This is a genomic window from Streptomyces sp. NPDC043812 (assembly GCF_056436245.1).
Map to the genome: position 1 here is coordinate 75,270 of NZ_JBWKCY010000006.1, position 22,513 is coordinate 97,782.

The 22,513-nt window shown below is 70.4% G+C and carries 19 protein-coding genes and 1 pseudogene; 5 read left to right on the forward strand and 15 right to left on the reverse strand.

Annotated elements, in window-relative coordinates; genetic code table 11:
- Positions 1 to 5: 5 nt before the first annotated feature.
- The 5 genes from alr to AC067Z_RS11090 all read right to left on the reverse strand — a co-directional run bounded on the left by alr (position 6) and on the right by AC067Z_RS11090 (position 7,016).
- Positions 6 to 1,181, reverse strand: a complete 1,176-nt coding sequence (gene alr, locus AC067Z_RS11070) for an alanine racemase (RefSeq protein ID WP_478789201.1) — start codon at positions 1,179 to 1,181, stop codon at positions 6 to 8.
- Positions 1,182 to 1,332: 151 nt separating this feature from the next.
- Positions 1,333 to 2,820, reverse strand: coding sequence for an NAD(P)H-hydrate dehydratase (locus AC067Z_RS11075; protein WP_478789202.1), 1,488 nt, complete (start codon positions 2,818 to 2,820; stop codon positions 1,333 to 1,335).
- A 251-nt stretch (positions 2,821 to 3,071) separates the two neighbouring features.
- A complete protein-coding gene (locus AC067Z_RS11080) occupies positions 3,072 to 3,440 on the reverse strand; it encodes a holo-ACP synthase (protein ID WP_478789203.1) in 369 nt (122 codons plus the stop codon).
- Between the two features lie 37 nt (positions 3,441 to 3,477).
- Positions 3,478 to 5,325: a glutamine--fructose-6-phosphate transaminase (isomerizing) gene (gene glmS / locus AC067Z_RS11085; protein ID WP_478789204.1), complete on the reverse strand. Its 1,848-nt coding sequence runs from the start codon at positions 5,323 to 5,325 to the stop codon at positions 3,478 to 3,480.
- 98 nt (positions 5,326 to 5,423) lie between these two features.
- On the reverse strand, positions 5,424 to 7,016 hold the full coding sequence (locus AC067Z_RS11090; RefSeq protein WP_478789205.1) for a GMC oxidoreductase: 1,593 nt from the start codon (positions 7,014 to 7,016) through the stop codon (positions 5,424 to 5,426).
- Positions 7,017 to 7,237: 221 nt separating this feature from the next.
- Between AC067Z_RS11090 and AC067Z_RS11095 the strand changes: the two genes are divergently transcribed.
- The 3 genes from AC067Z_RS11095 (at position 7,238) to AC067Z_RS11105 (ending at position 10,010) form a co-directional block, all read left to right on the forward strand.
- Entirely contained in the window at positions 7,238 to 7,657 is a 420-nt protein-coding gene (locus AC067Z_RS11095) for a DUF7144 family membrane protein (protein WP_478789206.1), read from the forward strand.
- A gap of 360 nt (positions 7,658 to 8,017) precedes the next feature.
- Positions 8,018 to 8,584, forward strand: a complete 567-nt coding sequence (locus AC067Z_RS11100) for a potassium channel family protein (RefSeq protein WP_478789207.1) — start codon at positions 8,018 to 8,020, stop codon at positions 8,582 to 8,584.
- Positions 8,585 to 8,618: 34 nt separating this feature from the next.
- Positions 8,619 to 10,010, forward strand: coding sequence for a chloride channel protein (locus AC067Z_RS11105; RefSeq protein ID WP_478789208.1), 1,392 nt, complete (start codon positions 8,619 to 8,621; stop codon positions 10,008 to 10,010).
- 139 nt (positions 10,011 to 10,149) lie between these two features.
- Here the strand turns inward: AC067Z_RS11105 and AC067Z_RS11110 are convergent, their stop codons facing one another.
- The 6 genes and pseudogenes from AC067Z_RS11110 to AC067Z_RS11135 all read right to left on the reverse strand — a co-directional run bounded on the left by AC067Z_RS11110 (position 10,150) and on the right by AC067Z_RS11135 (position 15,983).
- Complete coding sequence (locus AC067Z_RS11110; protein ID WP_478789209.1) at positions 10,150 to 12,000, reverse strand: glycoside hydrolase family 15 protein; 1,851 nt, start codon at positions 11,998 to 12,000, stop codon at positions 10,150 to 10,152.
- Between the two features lie 27 nt (positions 12,001 to 12,027).
- Entirely contained in the window at positions 12,028 to 12,318 is a 291-nt protein-coding gene (locus AC067Z_RS11115) for an SHOCT domain-containing protein (protein WP_478789210.1), read from the reverse strand.
- Between the two features lie 40 nt (positions 12,319 to 12,358).
- Entirely contained in the window at positions 12,359 to 12,811 is a 453-nt protein-coding gene (locus AC067Z_RS11120; RefSeq protein ID WP_478789211.1) for a DUF6325 family protein, read from the reverse strand.
- 410 nt (positions 12,812 to 13,221) lie between these two features.
- Entirely contained in the window at positions 13,222 to 14,016 is a 795-nt protein-coding gene (locus tag AC067Z_RS11125; protein ID WP_478789212.1) for a hypothetical protein, read from the reverse strand.
- Between the two features lie 184 nt (positions 14,017 to 14,200).
- Positions 14,201 to 14,989 (reverse strand): ABC transporter permease, encoded by a 789-nt coding sequence (locus AC067Z_RS11130; protein ID WP_478789213.1) that lies wholly within the window; start codon positions 14,987 to 14,989, stop codon positions 14,201 to 14,203.
- Positions 14,986 to 15,983: pseudogene (locus AC067Z_RS11135) on the reverse strand (ATP-binding cassette domain-containing protein). Before AC067Z_RS11135 ends, AC067Z_RS11130 begins: the two are co-directional and overlap by 4 nt.
- 148 nt (positions 15,984 to 16,131) lie before the next feature.
- Between AC067Z_RS11135 and coaA the strand changes: the two are divergent.
- Positions 16,132 to 17,127, forward strand: coding sequence for a type I pantothenate kinase (gene coaA, locus AC067Z_RS11140; RefSeq protein WP_478789214.1), 996 nt, complete (start codon positions 16,132 to 16,134; stop codon positions 17,125 to 17,127).
- An 8-nt stretch (positions 17,128 to 17,135) separates the two neighbouring features.
- A complete protein-coding gene (locus tag AC067Z_RS11145; protein ID WP_478789215.1) occupies positions 17,136 to 18,071 on the forward strand; it encodes a DUF389 domain-containing protein in 936 nt (311 codons plus the stop codon).
- Positions 18,072 to 18,106: 35 nt separating this feature from the next.
- On the opposite strand, the gene glmM is transcribed toward AC067Z_RS11145, so the two are convergent.
- From glmM to AC067Z_RS11165, 4 genes are all read right to left on the reverse strand, one after another.
- Positions 18,107 to 19,465, reverse strand: coding sequence for a phosphoglucosamine mutase (gene glmM / locus AC067Z_RS11150; RefSeq protein WP_478789216.1), 1,359 nt, complete (start codon positions 19,463 to 19,465; stop codon positions 18,107 to 18,109).
- A 152-nt stretch (positions 19,466 to 19,617) separates the two neighbouring features.
- Positions 19,618 to 20,145, reverse strand: coding sequence for a 30S ribosomal protein S9 (rpsI, locus tag AC067Z_RS11155; protein WP_478789217.1), 528 nt, complete (start codon positions 20,143 to 20,145; stop codon positions 19,618 to 19,620).
- 44 nt (positions 20,146 to 20,189) lie between these two features.
- Positions 20,190 to 20,633, reverse strand: a complete 444-nt coding sequence (gene rplM / locus AC067Z_RS11160) for a 50S ribosomal protein L13 (RefSeq protein WP_478789218.1) — start codon at positions 20,631 to 20,633, stop codon at positions 20,190 to 20,192.
- A gap of 227 nt (positions 20,634 to 20,860) precedes the next feature.
- Positions 20,861 to 22,480 (reverse strand): ABC-F family ATP-binding cassette domain-containing protein, encoded by a 1,620-nt coding sequence (locus tag AC067Z_RS11165; protein ID WP_478789219.1) that lies wholly within the window; start codon positions 22,478 to 22,480, stop codon positions 20,861 to 20,863.
- Positions 22,481 to 22,513: the final 33 nt, after the last annotated feature.

Below are 22,513 nucleotides of genomic sequence, written 5' to 3' on the forward strand. Positions count from 1 at the left end.
CTCTCCTACTCGTCCGGGTGCTCGGAATCCTCGTTCACATAGACGCGCGGAACTCGCGTGCCGATGCGTGTGACGATTTCGTACGCGATGGTGTCCGCCGCCTCCGCCCAGTCCTCGGCGGTCGGCTCGCCCCGGTCGCCAGGGCCGAACAGCAGCGCCTCGGAACCCTCCTCGACCGTCTGCCCGCCGAGATCGACGACGAACTGGTCCATGGCGACCCGGCCGGCGACCCGCCGCCACTCGCCGCCGACCAGGACCGGTCCGCGGCCCGAGGCGTGGCGCGGGATGCCGTCCGCGTAGCCGAGGGGCACCAGGCCGAGCGTCGTCTCTCCCTCGGTGACGTAGTGGTGGCCGTAGCTGACGCCGTGGCCCGCGGGAACGTGTTTGACCAGGGCCACGGAGGCGGCGAGCGTCATCACGGGCCGCAGACCGAAGTCCGCGGACGTACCCAGCTCGGGGCTCGGCGAGATGCCGTAGACGGCGATGCCGGTCCTCACGAGATCGAAGTGCGCGTCCGGAAGGGTCAGCGTCGCGGGCGAGTTGGCGATATGCCTGACCTCGGGCTCGATGCCGGCCTTCTCGGCGTGGTCGACCAGGTCGCGGAACATCTGGAGCTGCGCGGCGATCGACGGATGGCCGGGCTCGTCCGCGCAGGCGAAGTGGGACCACAGACCGGTGACGTTCACCAGCCCCTCGTCCTCGGCGGCGCGCGCGGCCGAGACGAGAGCGGGCCAGTCGGCGGGCTGGCAGCCGTTGCGGCCGAGGCCGGTGTCCGCCTTCAGCTGGATCCGGGCGGGCCTGCCCGCCTCCCGCGCCGCCGCGGCAACCTCGTCGAGTGCCCACCGCCCGCTCACCGCCATGTCGAGATCGGCCTCGATGCCGGCACGCCACGGGTCACCCGGGGTCCACAGCCAGCACATGATCCGGCCGCCGATGCCCGCCTCGCGCAGCGCGAGCGCCTCGTGCGGAGTGGCAGTGCCGAGCCAGGTCGCGCCGGCCGCGAGCGCGGCCTTCGCGCAGGGCACCATGCCGTGGCCGTACGCGTCCGACTTCACCACGGCCATCAGAGCAGCCCGCGGCGCGCGGGCGCGCAGCGCGCGGACGTTGGCGCGCAGGGCCGCGAGATCGATCTCGGCACGGGCCCTCGGCGATGCGTGGTGCGGCGGCGGTGTCTGGCTCATCGCGCCCAGTCTCTCAGAGCTCTACGGCTTGATTCGTACGCCCGGCGGTCGACTCCATCACGTGCGCGGCATGTGTCCGTGGCACGGGGCACACCTCCCGGCACCCGGCGGGCGGTTCGTGCACCGGGGCGGCGGCCGCCCTGCGGGCGGCTCAACCGCGCACGAGGTGGCCGGCCGCGCCCGGCCCGTGTGCGCCGCCAGGGTCGCGTACGTCGTGCCAGGCGGCCGGGAGCGTCGCCGCCACCTCGTACGCGGTGATCGGCACACCCTCGGCAGCCACGAGCCGGGCCGCGAGGCCGTGCAGATACGCGGCGGCGGAGCCCGCGTCGCGGGCGTCGAGCCCCGCGGCCAGCAGCGAACCGGCCAGGCCGGACAGGACATCGCCGCTGCCCGCGGTCGCCAGCCACGGGGTGCCCATGGGGTTGACCCGCACCGGGGTGCGCCCGACGTCCGGGTCGGCAACCAGCGTGGTCGACCCCTTGAGCAGGACGGTCGCGCCGAAGCGCGCGGCCAGCTCCCGTACGGTGTCGAGCCGCGCCGACTCCACGTCCTCGCGCGCCGCACCGAGCAGCGCGGCGGCCTCCCCGGCATGCGGGGTGAGCAGAGTGGGCGCGGTCCGGTCCCGTACGGCGGCCGCGTCCAGCAGGCGAAGTCCGTCTGCGTCGACCAGTACGGGTACGTCCGAGGCGAGCACGTCCCGCACGGCGTCGGCGTTCTCACCGATGCCGGGGCCGACGACCCACGACTGGACGCGCCCGGCCTTGGCCGGCGGCCCGTTGGTCACGAGACATTCGGGGAAGCGCGCGATCACGGCGTCGGCGCCCGTCCCCACGTACCGCACGGCCCCCGCACCGCCGCGCAGCGCTCCCGCCACCGCGAGCACGGCGGCGCCCGGATAGCGCGGGGATCCGGCGACGACACCGACGACGCCACGCCTGTACTTGTCGCTCTCGGCGGCCGGGAGCGGCACCATCCGTGCCATGTCGGCGTGTTGCAGCGCCTCCACTTCCGGCACGGACGGCAGGTGCTCCTCGATGCCGATGCCGACGAGCCGGACCATGCCCGTGTACTCCTTGGCGGGATCGACGAGCAGTCCCGGCTTGTACGTGCCGAAGGTGACCGTGACATCCGCTCGCAGTGCTTCGCCGCGCACCTGGCCGGTGTCGGCCTCGATCCCGCTCGGGAGGTCGACCGCGACGACGACGGCATCCGAACCGCGGGCGGCGCGTGCCACCGGCACGGCGTCGGGCCGCAGCCCGCCGTGGCCGCCGATGCCGGTGATGCCGTCCAGGACGAGATCGGCGACGGCCAGCGCCTCGAACGGGTCGTCGGCGACCCGACCGCCCGCGCCCACCAGGGCGGCGAGCCCGCCGGCATGGGCGCGGTCGGGGGCGAGCAGCACGGCGACGACCCCGGCACCGCGGCGGGCCAGCCGCGCCCCGGCGTACAGCGCGTCGCCGCCGTTGTCGCCGCTGCCGACGAGCAGGACGACTCGCGCGCCGTACACGCGGCCCAGCAGATCGGCGCAGGCCGCGGCCAGCCCGGCGGCGGCGCGCTGCATGAGGGCGCCTTCCGGGAGACGGGCCATGAGCTGGGCCTCGGCATGCCTGACGGCCTCGACGCTGTACGCAGTACGCATGTCCCCGAGTCTGCCGCACGCACCGCAGCGCCGCGCGGGGCGCCGCGGGGCAAGTCGCCATCGGACCGGCCGAGTTACCGCGGGCGGCCGAGGGGACCCTGCCGCCACGCCACATCGGCCGGGCGGCCCCGACGCGTTCACCGCCCGCCGCCGAGCGGTTCGGCACGGCGGGCCACCGCGATCGCCGGTGGCCCGGTCCCCGCGCCCTGGCGAACACCGCGCCTGTCGGGCGCTCCCGTCGCGCCCCGGCCTCAGCCCTCCGCGATCACCACCGCCGACGCCACGCCCGCGTCATGGCTCAGCGACACATGCCATGCCTTCACGCCCAGTTCGGCGGCGCAGGCCGCGACCGTACCCCGGACACGCAGCCGGGGCCGGCCCGAATCCTCCACAAACACCTGCGCGTCCGTCCAGAGCAGCCCGCCCGGTGCGCCGAGCGCCTTCGCCACCGCCTCCTTCGCGGCGAACCTCGCCGCGAGCGAGGCGTACCCGCGACGCTCTCCGCTCGGCAGCAGCAACTCGTGCTCCACGAAGAGCCGTTCGGCCATGGCCGGTGTGCGCTTCATCGACGCGGCGAACCGGTCGATCTCGGCAACGTCGATCCCCACACCGATGATCATCCGCGAAAGCCCTTCGTCCCCACTCCGTCCGGACGGCTCATTCCACTGTCACCGACTTCGCCAGATTCCGTGGCTGGTCGACCTCGTTGCCGCGCGCCGTGGCCAGTTCGCACGCGAAGACCTGCAGCGGCACCGTGGCCACCATCGGCTGGAGCAGCGTCGGCACCGCCGGGATCCGCACCAGGTGGTCCGCGTACGGCACGACCGCCTCGTCCCCGTCCTCCGCGATCACGATCGTCCGCGCACCGCGGGCCCGGATCTCCTGGATGTTGGAGACGATCTTGTCGTGCAGCACCGACCGTCCGCGCGGTGAGGGCACCACGACCACCACCGGCAGATCCTCCTCGATCAACGCGATCGGCCCGTGCTTGAGCTCGCCCGCCGCGAACCCCTCCGCATGCATGTACGCCAGCTCCTTGAGCTTGAGCGCACCCTCCAGCGCCACCGGATAGCCCACGTGCCGCCCCAGGAACAGCACCGTGTTCTTGTCCGCCAGCGAACGCGCGAGTTCACGCACCGGCTCCATCGTCTCCAGCACCCGCTCGACCTCGCCGGACAGCCGTGACAGGTCCCGGACCACGGCCCGGATCTCATCTGCCCACTTGGTGCCGCGCACCTGCGCCAGATAGAGGGCCACGAGATAACAGGCCACCAACTGCGTCAGAAACGCCTTCGTCGACGCGACCGCGACCTCGGGGCCGGCATGCGTGTAGAGCACGGCGTCCGACTCACGCGGGATCGTCGAGCCGTTGGTGTTGCAGATGGCCAGCACCTTCGCGCCCTGCTCACGCGCATGCCGCAGTGCCATGAGCGTGTCCATCGTCTCGCCGGACTGCGAGATCGCGACGACCAGCGTCCGCTGGTCCAGGATCGGGTCCCGGTAGCGGAACTCGCTGGCGAGCTCCACCTCGCACGGGATACGTGTCCAGTGCTCGATGGCGTACTTCGCGATCATGCCGGCGTGGAAGGCCGTCCCGCAGGCCACGATGACGACCTTGTCCGCCTCGCGCAGCACGGACGCCGGGATGCGCACCTCGTCGAGGATCAACGACCCCGCGACGTCGATACGGCCCAGGAGGGTATCGGCGACAGCCTTCGGCTGCTCGGCGATCTCCTTGAGCATGAAGTAGTCGTAACCTCCCTTCTCGGCCGCGGACGCGTCCCAGTCCACGTGATAGGACCGCACCTCCGCAGGCTCCCCGTCGAAGCCGGTGACCGTCACACCGTCACGGCGGAGCTCCACCACCTGGTCCTGGCCCAGCTCGATCGCGGACCGCGTGTGGGCGATGAACGCGGCCACGTCCGACGCGAGAAAGGCCTCGCCGTCTCCGACGCCCACCACCAGTGGGGAGTTCCGCCGCGCCCCGACCACCACATCCGGTTCGTCCGCGTGCACCGCGACGAGCGTGAACGCGCCCTCGAGCTGTCGGCACACCAGCCGCATCGACTCCGCGAGATCGCCGGACGACGAGAACGACTCGGCGAGCAGATGCGCCACGACCTCGGTGTCCGTCTCCGACGCCAGGTCGTGACCGCGTTCGGCCAACTCGGCGCGCAGAGCGGCGAAGTTCTCGATGATGCCGTTGTGGACGACGGCGACCCGCCCGGCGTTGTCCAGATGAGGGTGCGCATTGGCGTCCGTCGGGCCGCCGTGGGTGGCCCAGCGGGTATGCCCGATGCCGGTGGGGCCGCTCGGCAGCGGCCGCTCCACCAGCTCCTTCTCCAGATTGACGAGCTTGCCCGCCTTCTTCGCCGCGGCCAGGCCGCCGTCCGCGAGGACGGCGACGCCGGCCGAGTCGTAGCCGCGGTACTCGAGCCGCTTCAGGCCGGCGACGACCACATCAAGCGCCGACTGTCCGCCGACGTAACCCACGATTCCACACATGTCGGCAGCCTACGGCTCCTGCCGTTGGGTCACCGGTCGACCAGACCTGCCCGTCTTGGGCCGTTGGGTAGACGCTCTTCGCCCGCTCGGCCGATCGGTCAGCCCAGCCGCTCGACAATGTGGTCGCCGACCCGCAGGGCGTTGGCCATGGCCGTCAGGGACGGGTTGACCGCGCCGATGCTGGGGAAGAAGCTCGTGTCCACCACGTACAGGTTGTCCAGGTCATGGGCCTTGCAGTGGACGTCCAGGGCCGAACTGCCGGGGTCGTCGCCGAACCGGACCGTACCCGCCTGGTGCGCGGTGGCCCCGATGGGCATGCCCTTGTGCAGATAGATGCTGTGCGGCAGCAGATGGTGCTCGTGCATGCCCAGGTGCCCGAGCATGCCCTGCAGCTTGTGCCTCAGGCGCTGAAGCCCGGCCATGTTGTTCTTCTCGTCGAGGGAGAGGTGGATTCGTCCTTCTCCGTCCAGCGTGACGCGGCTGTCCGCAAGAGGAAGGTCCTCGCCGCACAGCCAGAAGTCCACGGCGTGATGGGCCAGCACCTCGAACGGCATGTCCGGCATCACCGCACCGGCCCAGCGCGGGGCCTCGCCGTGGATCTGCTCGGCGTCCGACTTGCCGAGCATCTGGATCCCGCCCAGCGGGTAGTCCCAGTCGTCCGCGCCCAGGTACCAGTCGTGCAGCGCAAGGGTCTTCTGGAACTGGGTGTCGTTGGGCTCCTGCGACACCGCCATGAGGGCGAGATTGTTGTGCCGCATGTAGTGCCGGCCGACCACGTCGGAGCTGTTGGCAAGCCCCCTGGGATGCCGGTCGTTCGCCGAGGCCAGCAGCAGTGCGGCGGAGTTCACCGCCCCGCACGCCACGACGACGATGTCCGCCTCGAAGCGCGCCGGCGCCCCGTCGGCCAGCTGCGCCACGACCGTGCTGACGCTGCGTCCGGTGGCATCGGTCTCCAGCCGCGTCACCCGGGCACCGGTGATCATCTCGACGCCCGGATAAGCCAACGCGGGTTCGACGCACACCACTTGCGCATCGGACTTGCCACGGACGAGGCAGGGGAAACCGTCCACCCGGTTGCAGCGGATGCAGACGCTGGAGTGTGTCGCGCGGCCCTGTTCGTCCTGGCTGAGATTGACCCCGATCGGCAGGTGGAAGGGGTGCAGCCCCTGCTTCTCGAGGTCGTCGCTCAGCTGCTGGATCCGCGGCTCGTGCTCCACCGGCGGGTACGCGTACTGCGCGCTCACCGCCCCTTCGCCGGGGTCCTCGCCGTGCCGGCCGTGCACGAGATAGAGGTGCTCGGCCTGGGTGTAGTACGGCTCCAGGTCCTCGTAGCGGATCGGCCAGGCGGGCGAGACGCCGTCGTGGTGGCGAATCTCGCCGAAGTCCTCGGGGCGCAGCCGGAAGAGGGCGGCGCCGTAGAACTTGGTGTTGCCGCCGACGTAGTAGTTGACCTCCGGCGGGAATTCGTTGCCGTGCTTGTCGATCCAGAACTCCGGGGCGCGGTACTTGCCCTTGACGAACACGGCGGTCGAGTCCCAATTGTCGCGTTCACGCGGAAGATAGTCACCGCGTTCGAGGATGAGCACCCGTTTTCCGGACGGCGCGATGCGGTGGGCCAGCGTTCCGCCGCCTGCTCCGGTACCTATGACAATCACGTCGTAATGCGGGGCGTCGCCCACGGCGACCACCATCCTTGCGCATCGTCCGTACAAGGCGCCCTCTTCGAACGTATCCCTCCTCTCCACCTCCGGCGACCGGGCCGGAGGCGGTGAGGAGGGATACGCCTCCGGGGACCGGGCCGGAGGCGGGATGCACATGCGGGCAGGGCCGGGCAGGCGGACGCTGGAAGTAATCCGACCGGCCGTACGCGGGTCGTCCGGTCCGTCGGCCGTACAAGCCGAAGGAACGCACCATGGTCACTGATACGGGTGGGCGGGAAGGCAGCACATCGCACGGCGGCGCCGCCGGGGGCTGGATGACGTTCGCGGGCGTCCTCATGGTGCTCGGCGGCTTCGTGAGCGTCTTCTCGGGCATCTCCGCCATCGCCCACGACGACGTGTTCGTCGCCACTCGCAACTACGTCTTCCAGTTCAACCTGACGGGATGGGGCTGGATCCACCTGATCATCGGCGTCGTGCTCGTGCTCGCCGGATTCGCACTGTTCAAGGGCGCCGTCTGGGCCCGCGTCCTCGGCGTGGTGCTCGCCGGCCTCGGCCTGATCGCGAACTTCCTGTGGTTGCCCCACCACCCGTTCTGGGCGCTGGTGCTGATCGCGATCGACGTGTTCGTCATCTGGGCGTTGTGCGTCGCGCCACGGCCCGCGAAGTACTGACACCTCGCCGGACCCGGGCGGCCACTCGGGTCGCGGGATGGGGCGGAAGCGCTTTTCCTGGACGGGCGGCGGCCGCTCCGCCGCTGTAGGCCCGTTGGACCTGACGCAGGAGCGCTCCATGGCATCGCACGATGCATCGGATCCGGACCCGTCCGGCACAAGTGGCCGTGGCCCGCGCCCGTCTGACGACCGGGAACGGAGCACGGTGCGACGGGCGTGCGTCACCGGGATCGACGCCGTGCGCGGGGTCGCCCCGGCGGCCGGACCGCGGCCGGGCCCGGAGGGGCGGTTCACGCACCGCTGCGAGCGGTGGATCGGCGGAACCGGACTGCCCGGAGCCGACAGCAGGCCCCGGCCGTCGTGACGGCAGGCCCGGGCAGCCCGACCGGACACGGGCAGCGGCGTGCGCGGCTGTTCCTGCCGCTGCTGCGCTCCGGCGCCGTCGTCGTGGTGGCCACCGTCCTGTACTACGTGCTTCCGCTGGACCGCGATCCGGCTGTCGGCACCACGGCGGTGACGCTGATCCTGGGACTGCTGGCGTTCGGCGCCCTGATCACCTGGCAGACCATCACCATCGCCGGATCGGCTCACCCCAGGCTGCGCGCCGTCGAGGCAATGACCACGGCCGTACCCCTGTTCCTGCTGCTGTTCTCCGCTGCGTACTTCCTGTACGCCAAGGACGACGGGCGGGCCTTCTCCCAACCGCTGAACCGTACCGACGCGCTCTACTTCACGGTGACGGTGTTCGCCACCGTCGGCTTCGGCGACATCGTGCCCGTCACGCAAGCCGCCCGGGTGATGACCGTCCTTCAGATGGTGGCCGACCTCATCCTGGTGGGCCTGATCGCGAAGGCCATGTTCGGAGCCGTTCAGATCGGTCTGGAAAGGCGCCGTTCGGCGTCCCGGCCGGATGAGCGTGATCCATGAGCCGCCGCGGTCATGGCCCGGAAGGACCTGTCCGATGACGGAACCCAGTGCCCGGCCGACGCCGCCCCGCGGCCCGGCGGAATCACAGGAGGCGGACCGGCTGCGGGAGCTGATGCTGACGCCCGCGTACCGCAGGGCCCTGGTGTTCAGTGGCCTGATCGGTGTTCCGGTCTCCCTCGCCGCCTTCTGGTTCCTGGTCGGCCTGCACGAACTCGAACACGTGATGTGGGCGGACCTGCCGCAGGCACTGGGCTGGGACACCCCGCCGTTCTGGTGGCCGCTGCCGCTGCTCCTGGTCGCGGGCGTCGTCGTGGGGCTGGTGGTGGCGCATCTGCCCGGTGCGGGCGGCCACATCCCCGCATCCGGTCTGCACGCGGGCGCGACGTCTCCCGCCGCACTGCCCGGAGTGATCATCGCCGCGGTGGCGAGCCTTCCGCTCGGCGCGACCCTCGGACCGGAAGCCCCGCTGATCGCACTCGGTGGCGGTCTTGCCCTGCTCTTCAGGGATCTCGCCCGTGCCCCCGCCACGACGCAGGGAACCGCCCTGCTGGGTGCGGCCGGCGCGGCGGCCGCCATCTCGGTGATCTTCGGCAACCCGCTCATTGCGGCGGTGCTGCTGATGGAGGTGGCGGGCGTGGGCGGCCCACAACTGTTCGCGATCATGCTCCCCGCCCTGCTGTCCAGCGGAGTGGGTGCCCTGGTCTTCACCGGATTCGGGCGCTGGACCGGCCTGGACACCGGAAGCCTCGCGCTGAAGCTCCCCGGCCCGACCTCGCGTCTGGACGCCGGAGACGTGGTGTGGTCGATCGTGCTGGCGGTGGCGATCGGCGTGCTGGTGCACCTGGTGATCGCCGGAGGGCGTTTCGCCGCTGCGTTCGTGGCCGCGAGTCCGCTTCGCAGGACCGTCGTCTGCGCGGTCGCCGCCGGCGGCTGTGCGTCCCTGTATTCCGTCATCACCGGCCGCACGCCGACGGATGTGGCCTCGTCCGGCCAGGCCACGTTGACCGAGATGGCCGCCGATCCCCATGCCTGGGGGGTCGGCACGCTGCTGGCCGTGCTGCTCTTCAAGTCCGCCGCCTACGCCCTGTGCCTGGGCAGCCTGCGAGGCGGTCCGGTGTTCCCCTCGCTGCTCCTGGGCGCGGCGGCGGGCATGCTGTTCGCTCCGCTCCCCGGGCTCGGGGTCGTCCCGGCAGTGGCAGCGGGGATGGCAGCGGCGGCGACGTGTGCCCTGCGGCTGCCCGTCAGCAGCGTCGTCCTCGTGGTCATGCTGCTCGGGAACACCGACTCGATTCCCGTGGTGATCCTGGCCGCCGTGGTCTCCTTCGCCACGACCGAGCTCCTGCCGCCGGGCCCTTCGGTCAAGCCCCGGCCCCCGCGGAAGCCGGGCAGACCGGACAGGTCCACGGACGGGAGCGCGACGGCCTGACACGGGTGCCGCGGCGACCGGCGGGTGCTCGTACGGGCGCCGCGGCGCCCGGCGGGGGCTCGCAGGATCACGACGGATTCACGGGCGATCCGGTTGCCGCGGGAAGCCGGAGCGGGCCGATCACGCAGCACGCAGGCCCTCAGATGAACGTGGGCCGCACCGGTGGCACCTCGCGCCCCCGTTGCCGGTTGAGGGCGTCGTCGAGGGTGGTGGCGGCCATGATCAGGGCGAGGTGGGTGAACGCCTGCGGGAAGTTGCCGAGTTGCTCCCCGCTCGGGCCGATCTCCTCTGCGAACAGACCGACATGGTTGGCGTACGTGTGCATCTTCTCGAAGGCATAACGCGCCTGAAAGGTGCGGTCGGCCCTTGCGAGCGCGTCGACGTAGAGGAACGTGCACAGGCTGAACGTGCCCTCGGAGCCGCGCAGGCCGTCGGGGGAGGCCGCGGGGTCGTAGCGGTAGACAAGGCTGTCCGAGACGAGTTTGCGGTCCACGGCGTCGAGCGTCTGCAGCCATCCGGGACTCTTGCGCGCCAGGAACCGGACGCGCGGGATCAGCAGCAGCGAGGCGTCCAGCACGTCGTCGTCGTAGTGCTGGACGAGTGCCTGCTCCTTGGTGCTCCAGCCCCGCTCCATCACCTGATCCAGGATCGCGTCGCGTGCGGTGGTCCATCGGACGGTGTCGGCCGGCCTGCTGAACTCCGCCGCGAGGCGCAGTCCGCGGTCGAAGGCGACCCAGCACATCACGCGGCTGTAGGTGAAGTCCTTGCGGCCGCCGCGGGTTTCCCAGATGCCCTCGTCCGGCCGGTCCCAGTTGTCGGCGAGCCAGTCGAGCGTGGCAGCCAGCCCTTTCCAGCCGTGGTATCCGGTCTGGATCCCCACCTCGCGGCCCTCCGCCATGGCGTAGAGCGCCTCGCCGTAGATGTCGAGCTGGAGTTGGTCCATCGCGGCGTTCCCGGCCCGTACCGGGGACGAGCCGCGATAGCCCTCGAAATGGCCGAGGATCTCCTCCGGGATGTCGGGATCCCCGTCGACCCGGTACATGATCTGAAGGCGTTCGCCGGGCAGGTCGGCCCGGTCGTGCATCCGGTCGCCGAGCCAGCGGGTGAACCGGGCAGCTTCCTCGACGAACCCCAGGTCCAGCAGCGCCCGAACCGACAGCGACCCGTCGCGTACCCAGGTGTACCGGTAGTCCCAGTTGCGCTCGCCTCCGACCTGCTCGGGCAGCCCCATCGTCGCCGCAGCGACCGGAGCACCCGTGGGAGCGTAGGTGAGCAGTTTCAGCGTGATGGCCGAGCGGTTGACCATGTCGGACCAGCGGCCGTTGTAACGGGAGGTGTGCAGCCACTCCTGCCAGAACTCACCCACGGCGAACATCCGCTCGGTGAGCCCCTCCACCGTGATGGGAGCCGGCTGTTCACCGTCCCGGTCGCAGACGGTGAAGGCGGTCGCCGCCGACTCTCCCGCCCGGAGCGTCACCTCGCCCCGGACGTCCACCCCGTCGCGTTGCAGGGGGAAGGTGGCCTGGAGATATGCGGTCTGCGCCGGTGCCCGGAAGGCCGCGGCCTCCGGCCGCAGGTCGAGCTCGTGCGTTGCGCGGCCGTAGTCGAACCGCGGGCGGCACTCCAACCGGAATCGCACCGTGCCGCGTACCGACCTCATGACCCGCACCACCGTGTGCCGGTCGGTCGGTGTGAGGATGCGGTCCGGCTCCATGCAGTCGATGACCTCGCCGACGCCCTCGGGCGACATGAACCGGGTGACCAGGACTGCCGTGTCCGGGTAGTAGAGCTGTCTGCACGTAGCGTCGGTTTCGTCCGGAGCGACCTCGAAGTATCCGCCGCGGTCGTGGTCGAGGAGGGCTGCGAAGACGCTGGGGGAATCGAACCGGGGGGCAGCCCACCAGTCGATGACACCCTGGGACGAGACCAGCGCAGCTGTCTGCAGGTCGCCGATCAGACCGTGGTCGGCGATGAGGGGATAGCGGTCCATGCCGACTCCGATGGGCCGTGAGTTCGTTCAGGAGTTGAGAATGCGGCTCTTCTCGGCCGCGAACTCGGCCTCGGAGAGGACCCCTTGCGCTTTCAGGTCGGCCAGATCCTTCAGCTGGGCGATCCTGCTTTCCATCGAGGACTCCGGCGGAGGGGGCGGGGCGGGCGCCCCGTGGCCCGGCGCCGGCTCGGCGGGGGTCTGCGCATAGTCCTGCTGCGCCCATCGGCCGGCCTGGCGCCGCGACACCCGGTTGGACACCGCGGTGGCCGTGCCGGCGACGACAGCGGTGCGTGCGACTCCACGAAGTAGACCTGGCATGAGATGCGTCCTTGTCGTACGGGCAACCCTGCGGGCCGCCTCAGGCGGCGGACCGTGCCTCGGCTGCGTCGAGGGAAGCCAGGAGATCCTGGACCGGGATCCGTCCGTTGGCCACCATCCGGGCGCCACTGCGCCGCAGCGCAGCCGCCAGGGGCCCGGCCCACACGTTCTCGTAGACGATGATGCCCGCGGAATTCCCCGGTTCGAGGACGGACGCGGCCTCCTGGATGTCCTCCTCGTCCAGCAGTCCCGAAGAGGCACCCTCGAAGACGGCCAGGTCGAGTTGGCCGTCGCCGTCGAAGTCGGCGAGCTGCAGCCCCCTGACCGTCCCGTCCGCCTCCTTGCCGACGAACGTGAGGTCGAGGATCCGGATGATGTGCCGGTCCACCAGCTCGAGGAGCAGAGGCAGTGCCTCGCCCGTCATCCGGTTTCCGGGAAACTCCAAGACCAGATAGTCGACAGGTCCCATTTCGGAGAATTCGTCGACACTCATGCCGGCTCCTCGCGTGGCTCGGTTCGGCTGGTGCGCGTGGCTCGGTCCGACGAGGGGGTGAGGCGGGAAAAACCTCCGCTGTGCGGGCGGCCGGGCCGCCGGATCCACGGCATCACCGCATTTCATTGCATCATCGCGGCGAGCTCCCCGCGACTCGGGCGGGGCCGGACCGGCAAGAACCGACGGCTGCGGCCCCTCGCTCCCAACGGGCGGCTATTTCTGGCGCCTTCCCCAGGCTCGTGTCTCGCTGAGCCTGGCGGGAGTCGCCCCCCACGCCAGGTGTGTGCGCCCGCCCTAGGGCGGGCGCACACACCTGGCGACGGCTGGGGTCGTTCGGATCGGACCGGTTCTCGCCGAGCGGACCGCTCCGATCAGAACTGGCCCCGCCCGCCCCGGCCGAGACCCGCGGCTCAGCCGAGCTTGGCCACCTGCGCGTCGATGACCGCGGTGGGCAGCTTGGTCGCCTTCTCGTCCTTCAGGGCAACAAGGTTGACCGAGGAGAACGAGGCGACCGTCCCGCCCTGACGCACGGCGGCGAGCGTGTACGACACCTTCTCGCCCTCCTGATCCGCCTCCACGGACCAGGCAACGGCCTCGTCGCCGCCCGAGATCTGCAGCTCGCCGACCTTGGTGACCTTCTGCTCCCTACCGGCCATCGTCATCGTGAATCCGTCGGCGCAGGCGGTCGCCGCGGTCCCGAGACCGGCGATGACGTCCTGGGCGCCCGTGCCGTCGTACGAGGAGAGCGACGACAGCGTCGTCGTGACGTCGAACGCGTTCGCCATCGCGTCGTCGATCTCCTTCTCCGTCAGATCGCCGAGGTCCTTGCCGGCGCTGCCGTCCTTCTTCGGCTCGGAGGTGACCCTGCGCTTCACGGTCGCCCCCGGCTCTCCGTTCGGCACGCCGCTCAGCAGCTGAGCCAGCGGCTCGCAGCCGGCCTTGCCCGCCGTGACGTCCTTCGCGGCGATCTCGTCCTGGGGCCCCGCCTTCGCCACCTTGTGCGCCTCGACATCCCCCTGGGCGAGCGCGAGCTTCTCCAGCTCGGCCGCGCTCAGCGCCTTGGCGGCGGCCTCCTTGCCCTTGCCCCCCGTGCCGTCCGTGTCCGTGCCCTTGTCGCCGGAGCCCCCGCCACAGGCGCCGACCAGCAGGGCCAGGGACAGGGCGGAGACGGCAACGGCGGAACGGCGTACGACAGTGTTTCTCATGAGTCTTCCTCGTGGGTGAAGCGCAACGACCCCTCCCGGAGCAGGCGTTCACACAGCCGCCCGTCCCACATCGTTGCTGCTGAGCCCGACGATAAGGTGCGCCCGGACGCTTGTTGATCACGCGGCCTGTCGCGGAACGCAATCGTGATGGCCATGTGATCACCGGATGCCCGGGACCGTCGGCTCAGACCTTCGCCCGGTACGCCCGCATCGCCAGCGGGTAGAACACCGCGGCTATCCCGGCCGCCCACAGCAGCGACCACAGCACCGGCTCCGCGACCGGTCCGCCGACCAGCAGTCCGCGGTAGGCGTCCGACAGGTGCGTGACCGGATTGACGTCGCTCCATGCCTGCAGCCAGCCCGGCATGGTGTCGACCACGACGAAGGCGCTGCTCGTGAAGGTGATCGGGAAGATGATGGTGAACGCGAACGCCTGCACCTTCTCCGCGTCGCCCGCCAGCATTCCGATCAGCACGGCACTCCACGACACGGCGGCCGCGAAGACCACCAGCAGCACCCCGCCCCCGGTGATCCGGAAGCCCATCAGCAACCCGAGTCCGAGCATCAGCTGCATCGCCCACACGTGCTTGGTGAGGTCTGCCAGGATGCGGCCCACCAGTGGCGCCGAGCGGGCTATCGGGAGGCTGCGGAGGCGGTCGAAGACGCCCTTCGTCAGATCCGTGTTGAGCGCCATCGCGGTGTACATGGTCATGAACAGGGTGTTCTGCACGATGATGCCGGGCAGCGCGTATTTCAGATACGCGTCCGGGGAACCGGCCATCTGGCCGCCCAGGACATAGGTGAACAGGAACACGAACATGATCGGCGTGATGCTGTAGTCCACCAGCTCCAGTGGATTGTGCTTGACCGCCACCAGGCTCCGCCACGCCATCGTGAGCGTCTGCTGGAGCCCCGACAGGGGCCGCACCCGGCCGGACTTGGTGACCGGCGTGGTGATCGTCGTCGCGGTCATACCGAGCTCACCGCCTTCTCCGGCTCGCCCTCGTCCAGTTCCTCCGCTCCGTCGGGCCGCTCGGGCTCCGCCCGGTGCCCGGTCAGCGCGAGGAACACCTCGTCCAGCGAGGAGCGGCGCAAGGACAGCTCCCCGACCGCTATCCCCTCCCGGTCGAGCCGGCGCACGACCGCGGGCATCAGCTCGGGGTCCTTCACCGGCGCCGTGACCAGCGCACCCTCGATCCGCGTCTGCGGGCCTGCGGCCTCCGCCACCAGCCCGTGGGCCGTCGCAAGATCTGCGGACCGCACCGGCCGCAGCTCCAGGACCTGGCCGCCGACCTCGGACTTCAGCTGATCGGGAGTGCCTTCGGCGATCACCCTGCCCTTGTCGATCACCACGATGTCGTCGGCGAGCACATCCGCCTCGTTCAGATACTGCGTCGTCAGCAGGGCGGTCGCCCCGTCGGCCACCAGGGCGCGCAGCATGTCCCACAGCTCTCCCCTGCTGTGCGGGTCCAGGCCCGTGGTCGGCTCGTCGAGGAACAGGATGCTGGGCCGGCCGACCAGGCTCGCCGCCAGGTCCAGGCGCCGCCGCATACCGCCGGAGAACGTCTTCACGGCCCTGCCCGCCGCGTCGCTCAGCTGAAACCGGTCCAGCAGCTCACCCGCCCGCGCCTTCGCGTCGCGCCTCGGCAGACCGAGCAGCCGGCCGATGAGCAGCAGATTCTCCGTGCCCGTGAGGTTCTCGTCCACTGCGGCGTACTGGCCGGTCAGACCGACGAGGGAGCGCACCACTCCCCCTCCCGCACGACGTCATGGCCCGCCACCAGCGCTCTGCCGCCGTCGGGGCGCAACAGCGTCGCGAAGATGCGCACCGCCGTCGTCTTCCCCGCGCCGTTGGGGCCGAGCAGGCCGAGCACCGTGCCCGCATCCGCGGCGAGATCCACCCCCGCCAGCGCTTCGGTCTCCTTGAACCGCTTCGCCAAGCCCTCTGCCTGGATCGCATACGTCATGGGTCACCCCTCGGGGTTCGTGGACGCCGGGCAGCGCCCACCTCTCCCACAACTGTGACCCACGCCACTGACATTCCACCGTGGCCGCCCTGCTCCGCGTGACCCACCCCACCCCCCACAACAGCCCTGTACCACCGACAATGGGCCCGTGATCTCTTCGCCGCCACGAAGCGCCCACCGCCGGGCAGAGCCAGCGTCGACCCCCTACGTCGACCTCACCCGAGCGGAGTGGAGCGCGCTGCGCGAGAAAACCCCGCTCCCACTGACGGCCGACGAGGTCGAGCGGCTGCGCGGCCTCGGGGACGTCATCGACCTCGACGAGGTACGTGACGTCTATCTGCCGCTGTCACGGCTGCTCAACCTCTATGTGCAGGCCACCGGCGAGCTGCGCGGGGCGCTCAACACCTTTCTCGGCGACGCCGGCAACGGCCACGGTGCCCAGCGCGGCACCCCGTTCGTCATAGGCGTCGCCGGGTCCGTCGCCGTCGGCAAGTCCACCGTCGCGCGCCTGCTGCAGGCGCTCCTCGCCCGCTGGCCCGAGCACCCGCGGGTCGAGCTGGTCACGACCGACGGCTTCCTGCTCCCGATGAAGGAGCTCAGGGACCGCGGGCTCATGTCGCGCAAGGGGTTCCCCGAGTCGTACGACCGCCGGGCGCTGACCCGGTTCGTCGCCGACATCAAGGCGGGCAAGGACGAGGTCACCGCCCCCGTCTACTCCCACCTCATCTACGACATCGTCCCGGACGAACGCCTCACCGTGCGCCGCCCGGACATCCTCATCGTCGAGGGCCTCAACGTCCTTCAGCCCGCGCTGCCCGGCAAGGACGGCCGCACCCGGGTCGGCCTCGCCGACTACTTCGACTTCAGCGTGTACGTCGACGCCCGCGCCGAGGACATCGAGACCTGGTACCTGAACCGTTTCCGCAAGCTGCGCGAGACCGCGTTCCAGAACCCGTTCTCGTACTTCCGCAAGTACACCCAGGTCTCCGAGGAGGAGGCCCTCGACTACGCCCGCACCATGTGGCGCACCATCAACAAGCCCAATCTGCTGGAGAATGTGGCGCCCACGCGCGGCCGCGCCACACTGGTGCTGCGCAAAGGGCCCGACCACAAGGTCCAGCGCCTGTCCCTGCGAAAGCTCTAGGAGCCCGCGTGCTGCACCTACGGCTGATCACCCCGGCCGACCGGACCACCGACGTGGTGGACCTGCTGGAGCAGACCGTCGGCACGGCGCATCTGGTCGTCCTGCCGGGCGCGGCCCGCGATCCGCAGGGCGATCTGGTGCTGTGCGACGTCGCACGCGAGGCCGGTGACGGACTGCTGGCCGAGCTGCGGGAGCGCGGCATCGACAAGACCGGGTCCATCGCCGTCGACGACATCCACCTGTCGCTTTCGACCCGCGCCGAGCAGGCGGAGGAGGACGCTCCGGGCGAGGGCGCGGACGCGGTCCTGTGGGAGCAGCTGACCGACGCCACCCACGAGGAGTCGACGCTCAGCGTCACCTACCTCGCGTTCCTGACGCTCGCGACGATGATCGCGGCGTGCGGTGTGGTGCTCGACAACGCGATCCTGATCGTCGGCGCGATGGCCGTCGGCCCCGAGTTCGGCCCGCTCGCCGGCTTCTGCACGGCACTGGTGCGGCGCGCCGCGAGGCTCGCCTGGCGGTCCTTCCTCGCGCTGATCGTCGGATTCGGTGCGGCGATGCTGGTCACGGTGGCCTTCAGCTACGCCATGGGCGCGCTCGACCTCTTCAGCGCGGCGCAACTGGCCGCCGACCGCCCGAACACGGCCTTCATCTACGCCCCCGACTGGTTCTCGTTCATCGTGGCCCTGCTGGCAGGCGCGGCGGGCATGCTGTCGCTGACCTCGGCGAAGTCCGGTGCGCTGGTCGGCGTCGCGATCTCGGTGACCACCGTCCCTGCGGCGGCGAACGCGGCCGTGGCCTTCAGCTACTCCGAGTACGGGCAGGCCTGGGGCTCCACGGAACAGCTGCTGCTGAACCTGCTGGGCATCGTGCTCGCGGGCACGCTGACACTGTTCACGCAGAAGTACCTGTGGCGCAGAAGCCGGAAGAGGGCCCGTACGTAACCGTACGAGCCCCCTCCGACAGCGTGTGCACCGGCCTAGCCGAGCGCGGACTTCACCACATCGGCGAGCCGGCCGGCGACGCTCTGCGCCTGCTCGATCTCCGCGGCCTCGACCATGACCCGCACCAGGGGCTCCGTGCCCGACGGACGCAGCAGTACGCGACCGGTCGCGCCGAGCTCCCGCTCGGCCTCGGTGACCGCGGTCGCCAGCTCCTTGGAGGTGTCCACCCGCGACCTGTCGACGTCACGCACGTTGATGAGCACCTGCGGCAGCCGCTGCATCACAGCGGTGAGCTCGGCCAGCGAGCGGCCGGTCGCGGCGACGCGGGCCGCCAGCATCAGACCGGTCAGCGTGCCGTCGCCGGTCGTCGCGTGGTCCAGGACGATGACGTGCCCGGACTGCTCGCCGCCGAGCGCGAAGCCGTGCGCCTTCATGGACTCCAGGACGTAGCGGTCACCGACTGCGGTCTGCACCAGCTCGACGCCTTCGCGTTCCATCGCCAGTTTGAAGCCGAGGTTGGACATGACCGTGGCGACGACGGTGTTGCCGCGCAGCGTCCCCGCCTCGCGCATCGCCAGCGTCAGCACCGCGAGGATCTGGTCGCCGTCGACCTCGTTGCCCGCGCCGTCCACGGCGAGGCAGCGGTCCGCGTCGCCGTCGTGCGCGATGCCGAAGTCGGCGCGGTGCTCGACGACGGCGGCCTTCAGCAGTTCCAGATGGGTCGAGCCGCAGCCGTCGTTGATGTTGAGGCCGTCGGGCTCGGCACCGATGGTGACGACCTCGGCCCCGGCACGCGTGAACGCCTCCGGCGAGACCCGGGAGGCCGCGCCGTGCGCCTCGTCGAGGACGATCTTCAGCCCGTCGAGCCGGTTGGGGAGGACGGCGATGAGGTGGGCGACGTACTTGTCGAAGCCCTCGTCGTAGTCCGTGACCCGGCCCACGCCCGCGCCGGTCGGCCGGTCCCACGGCTCACCGGTGCGGTGCTGCTCGTAGACCTGCTCGATGCGGTCCTCCAGCTCGTCGGCCAGCTTGTGCCCGCCGCGCGCGAAGAACTTGATGCCGTTGTCGGGCATGGCGTTGTGGCTGGCGGAGAGCATCACACCGAGGTCGGCGCCGAGCGCACCGGTGAGATACGCCACCGCGGGGGTGGGCAGCACACCGACGCGCAGCACGTCGACACCGGCACTGGCGAGGCCTGCGACAACGGCGGCCTCCAGGAACTCTCCGGATGCGCGGGGGTCACGGCCGACCACCGCGGTCGGGCGATGGCCCGCGAAGGTACCCGCCTCCGCGAGTACATGTGCCGCGGCGACCGACAGGCCGAGCGCGAGCTCGGCCGTGAGGTCGGCGTTGGCTACACCGCGTACACCATCCGTTCCGAAGAGTCGTCCCACAGTTGTCCTCCGAGAGAGCTGATTACTCGAACCGTTATTACGCCCGAGGTCGTCGGGTCGATAAACGAACGCCCCGGCAGCACGGAATGTGCCGCCGGGGCGAACGAAAAGCCGTACAGAAGCCGTACCAGCTTGTACGGGCAGCGTGCGATTTAGCGCTTGCTGTACTGCGGGGCCTTACGGGCCTTCTTGAGACCGGCCTTCTTGCGCTCGACCGCACGGTCGTCGCGGGAGAGGAAGCCGGCCTTCTTCAGGGCGCCGCGGTTGTTCTCGGCGTCCGCCTCGTTCAGCGCACGGGCCACGCCGAGGCGCAGGGCGCCGGCCTGACCGGAGACACCGCCGCCCGAGATACGGGCGATGACGTCGTAGCGGTTGTCGAGCTCGAGCACCTTGAAGGGCTCGTTGACTTCCTGCTGGTGCACCTTGTTGGGGAAGTAGTCCTCAAGGGTGCGACCGTTGATCTTCCACTTGCCGGTGCCCGGAACGATCCGGACGCGGGCGATGGCGTTCTTGCGGCGGCCCAGGCCGGCGGCCGGCTGCGGGTCGCCGAAGCGGGACGCGAGCGACTCGGAGGTGTACTCGCCCTCGACGGGCGTCTCCGACTCGAAGGTGGTGACCTCGGCGAAGGTCTCTTCGCCCTCGGTGCCCTCGGCGGGGGTCTCAACAGTGGTCTCGGCCACGATTCTCCTCAGATCTTTCTTTACGTCTTAGGGGGTGGCCGGAATTACTGCGCGACCTGGGTGATCTCGAACGGGACCGGCTGCTGAGCAGCGTGCGGGTGGTTCTCGCCCGCGTAGATCTTCAGCTTCGAGAGCATCTGACGGCCCAGGGTGTTCTTCGGGATCATGCCCTTGATGGCCTTCTCCACGGCCTTCTCCGGGCTCTTCGCGAGAAGCTCGTCGTAGCGGACGGAGCGGAGACCACCCGGGTAGCCGGAGTGGCGGTACGCCATCTTCTGGGTCTTCTTGTTGCCGGAGAGGTGGACCTTCTCGGCGTTGATGATGATGACGAAGTCACCCATGTCCATGTGCGGGGCATAGGTCGGCTTGTGCTTGCCTCGGAGGAGGTTCGCTGCCGTTGTCGCCAGACGGCCCAGGACAATGTCCTGCGCGTCGATGATGTGCCACTGGCGCGTGACATCGCCGGGCTTGGGGCTGTACGTACGCACTTCGTAGCCTTCGCTTCTTCAGTGGATGGGTTCCAGACACACGAATCCTCTGAAGCGATCATGCAGCTGGGGCTCACAATGCCAGGGACGAAGCCCGTATGTGAGCCACTGGTAACTGCTCCAGGGAACCTACGTAAGGGCCCTTCGCGTGAGAACGAGGAAGCCAATACGTATAACAATCGACGAGAGTACCCGCGCAGCCCCGCATGGGTCAAAACGCGCCCGCCCTAGCGCGCCCGTTCCACCCTCCGCTCGTCCCACACCGGCTCCGCCGTCTCGCGCACCACCCCGTCCGAGCCGAACACCAGATACCGGTCGAAGGACTTCGCGAACCAGCGGTCGTGCGTCACCGCGAGCACCGTGCCCTCGTACGCCTCCAGGCCCGCCTGCAGCGCCTCCGCCGACTCCAGGTCCAGGTTGTCCGTCGGCTCGTCCAGCAGCAGCGCCGTCGTGCCCTGCAGCTCCAGCAGCAGGATCTGGAAGCGCGCCTGCTGGCCGCCGGAGAGCTTGTCGAACGGCTGGTCCCCCTGGCGCTCCAGTTCGTAGCGCCGCAGGACCGACATCGCGCCGCCCCGGTCCTTCGCGTGTTCCGTCCACAGGATGTCGACCAGCGTCCGGCCCAGCAGCTCCGGGTGCGCGTGTGTCTGGGCGAAGTGCCCGGGGACCACCCGCGCGCCCAGCTTCCACTCCCCCGTGTGCGCCACGGCGTCTCCCGCCAGCAGCCGCAGGAAGTGTGACTTTCCGGAGCCGTTCGAGCCGAGCACCGCCACCCGTTCCCCGTAGAACACCTCCAGCGAGAACGGCTTCATCAGGCCCGTCAGCTCCAGACCGGAGCACGTCAGGGCCCGCACCCCGGTGCGCCCGCCGCGCAGCCGCATCCGGATGTCCTGCTCCCGCGGCGGCTCCGGCGGCGGGCCGGCCTCCTCGAACTTGCGGAGCCGCGTCTGCGCCGCCGCGTAGCGGGAGGCGAGCTCGTGGCTGACCGAAGCCGCCTGCCGGAGATTGACGACCAGCTTCTTCAGCTGCGCGTGCTTCTCCTCCCAGCGCCGCTTCAGCTCCTCGAAGCGCGCGAAGCGTGCCTTGCGCGCCTCGTGGAAGGTCGCGAAGCCCGCACCGTGCACCCAGACATCGGAACCGGCCGGGCCCGGCTCCACGGCCACGATCCGTTCCGCCGCCCGTGCCAGCAGTTCCCGGTCGTGGGAGACGAAGAGGACCGTCTTGCGGGTCTCCTTCAGCCGGTCCTCCAGCCACCGCTTGCCCGGCACGTCCAGATAGTTGTCCGGCTCGTCCAGGAGCAGCACCTCGTCCGGACCGCGCAGCAGCGCCTCCAGCACCAGCCTCTTCTGCTCGCCGCCGGACAGCGTGCGCACCTGACGCCACTGCGCCTTCTCGTACGGCACACCCAGCGCGGCCATCGTGCACATGTCCCAGACGGTCTCGGCCTCGTAGCCGCGTGCCTCGGCCCAGTCGCTCAGCGCCTGGGCGTACCGCATCTGCGCGGCCTCGTCGTCGACGGTCATGATCGCGTGCTCGGCTGTGTCGACCGCGGCAGCCGCCTCGCGGATCCTCGGCTGGGCCACGGACACCAGCAGATCGCGGACCGTGCGCTCGTCGCGTACGGAGCCGACGAACTGGCGCATCACACCCAGCCCGCCGCTGACCGACACCGAGCCGCTGTGCGGCTCGAGCTCCCCGGCGATGATCCGGAGCAGCGTCGTCTTGCCCGCTCCGTTGGCCCCCACCAGGGCGGCCACCGCTCCTTCACCGACGCGGAAGGAAGCGTCGCCGAGGAGCACCCGCCCGTCCGGTAGGTAGTACTCGAGGTGCGCCGCTTCCACATGTCCCATGGGGCCGATTCTCTCCGCCGACACCGCTGTCGC

Excerpts from the sequence above, each read along its gene's own strand:
- AC067Z_RS11080 (WP_478789203.1), bottom strand. The coding sequence starts at position 3,440 with ATGATCATCGGTGTGGGGATCGACGTTGCCGAGATCGACCGGTTCGCC.
- AC067Z_RS11120 (WP_478789211.1), bottom strand. The coding sequence starts at position 12,811 with ATGAGTGTCGACGAATTCTCCGAAATGGGACCTGTCGACTATCTGGTC.
- AC067Z_RS11095 (WP_478789206.1), top strand. The coding sequence starts at position 7,238 with ATGGTCACTGATACGGGTGGGCGGGAAGGCAGCACATCGCACGGCGGC.
- AC067Z_RS11090 (WP_478789205.1), bottom strand. The coding sequence starts at position 7,016 with ATGGTGGTCGCCGTGGGCGACGCCCCGCATTACGACGTGATTGTCATA.
- AC067Z_RS11165 (WP_478789219.1), bottom strand. The coding sequence starts at position 22,480 with ATGGGACATGTGGAAGCGGCGCACCTCGAGTACTACCTACCGGACGGG.
- AC067Z_RS11125 (WP_478789212.1), bottom strand. The coding sequence starts at position 14,016 with ATGAGAAACACTGTCGTACGCCGTTCCGCCGTTGCCGTCTCCGCCCTG.
- AC067Z_RS11075 (WP_478789202.1), bottom strand. The coding sequence starts at position 2,820 with ATGCGTACTGCGTACAGCGTCGAGGCCGTCAGGCATGCCGAGGCCCAG.
- AC067Z_RS11115 (WP_478789210.1), bottom strand. The coding sequence starts at position 12,318 with ATGCCAGGTCTACTTCGTGGAGTCGCACGCACCGCTGTCGTCGCCGGC.
- glmS (WP_478789204.1), bottom strand. The coding sequence starts at position 5,325 with ATGTGTGGAATCGTGGGTTACGTCGGCGGACAGTCGGCGCTTGATGTG.
- alr (WP_478789201.1), bottom strand. The coding sequence starts at position 1,181 with ATGAGCCAGACACCGCCGCCGCACCACGCATCGCCGAGGGCCCGTGCC.
- AC067Z_RS11105 (WP_478789208.1), top strand. The coding sequence starts at position 8,619 with ATGACGGAACCCAGTGCCCGGCCGACGCCGCCCCGCGGCCCGGCGGAA.
- AC067Z_RS11110 (WP_478789209.1), bottom strand. The coding sequence starts at position 12,000 with ATGGACCGCTATCCCCTCATCGCCGACCACGGTCTGATCGGCGACCTG.
- AC067Z_RS11130 (WP_478789213.1), bottom strand. The coding sequence starts at position 14,989 with ATGACCGCGACGACGATCACCACGCCGGTCACCAAGTCCGGCCGGGTG.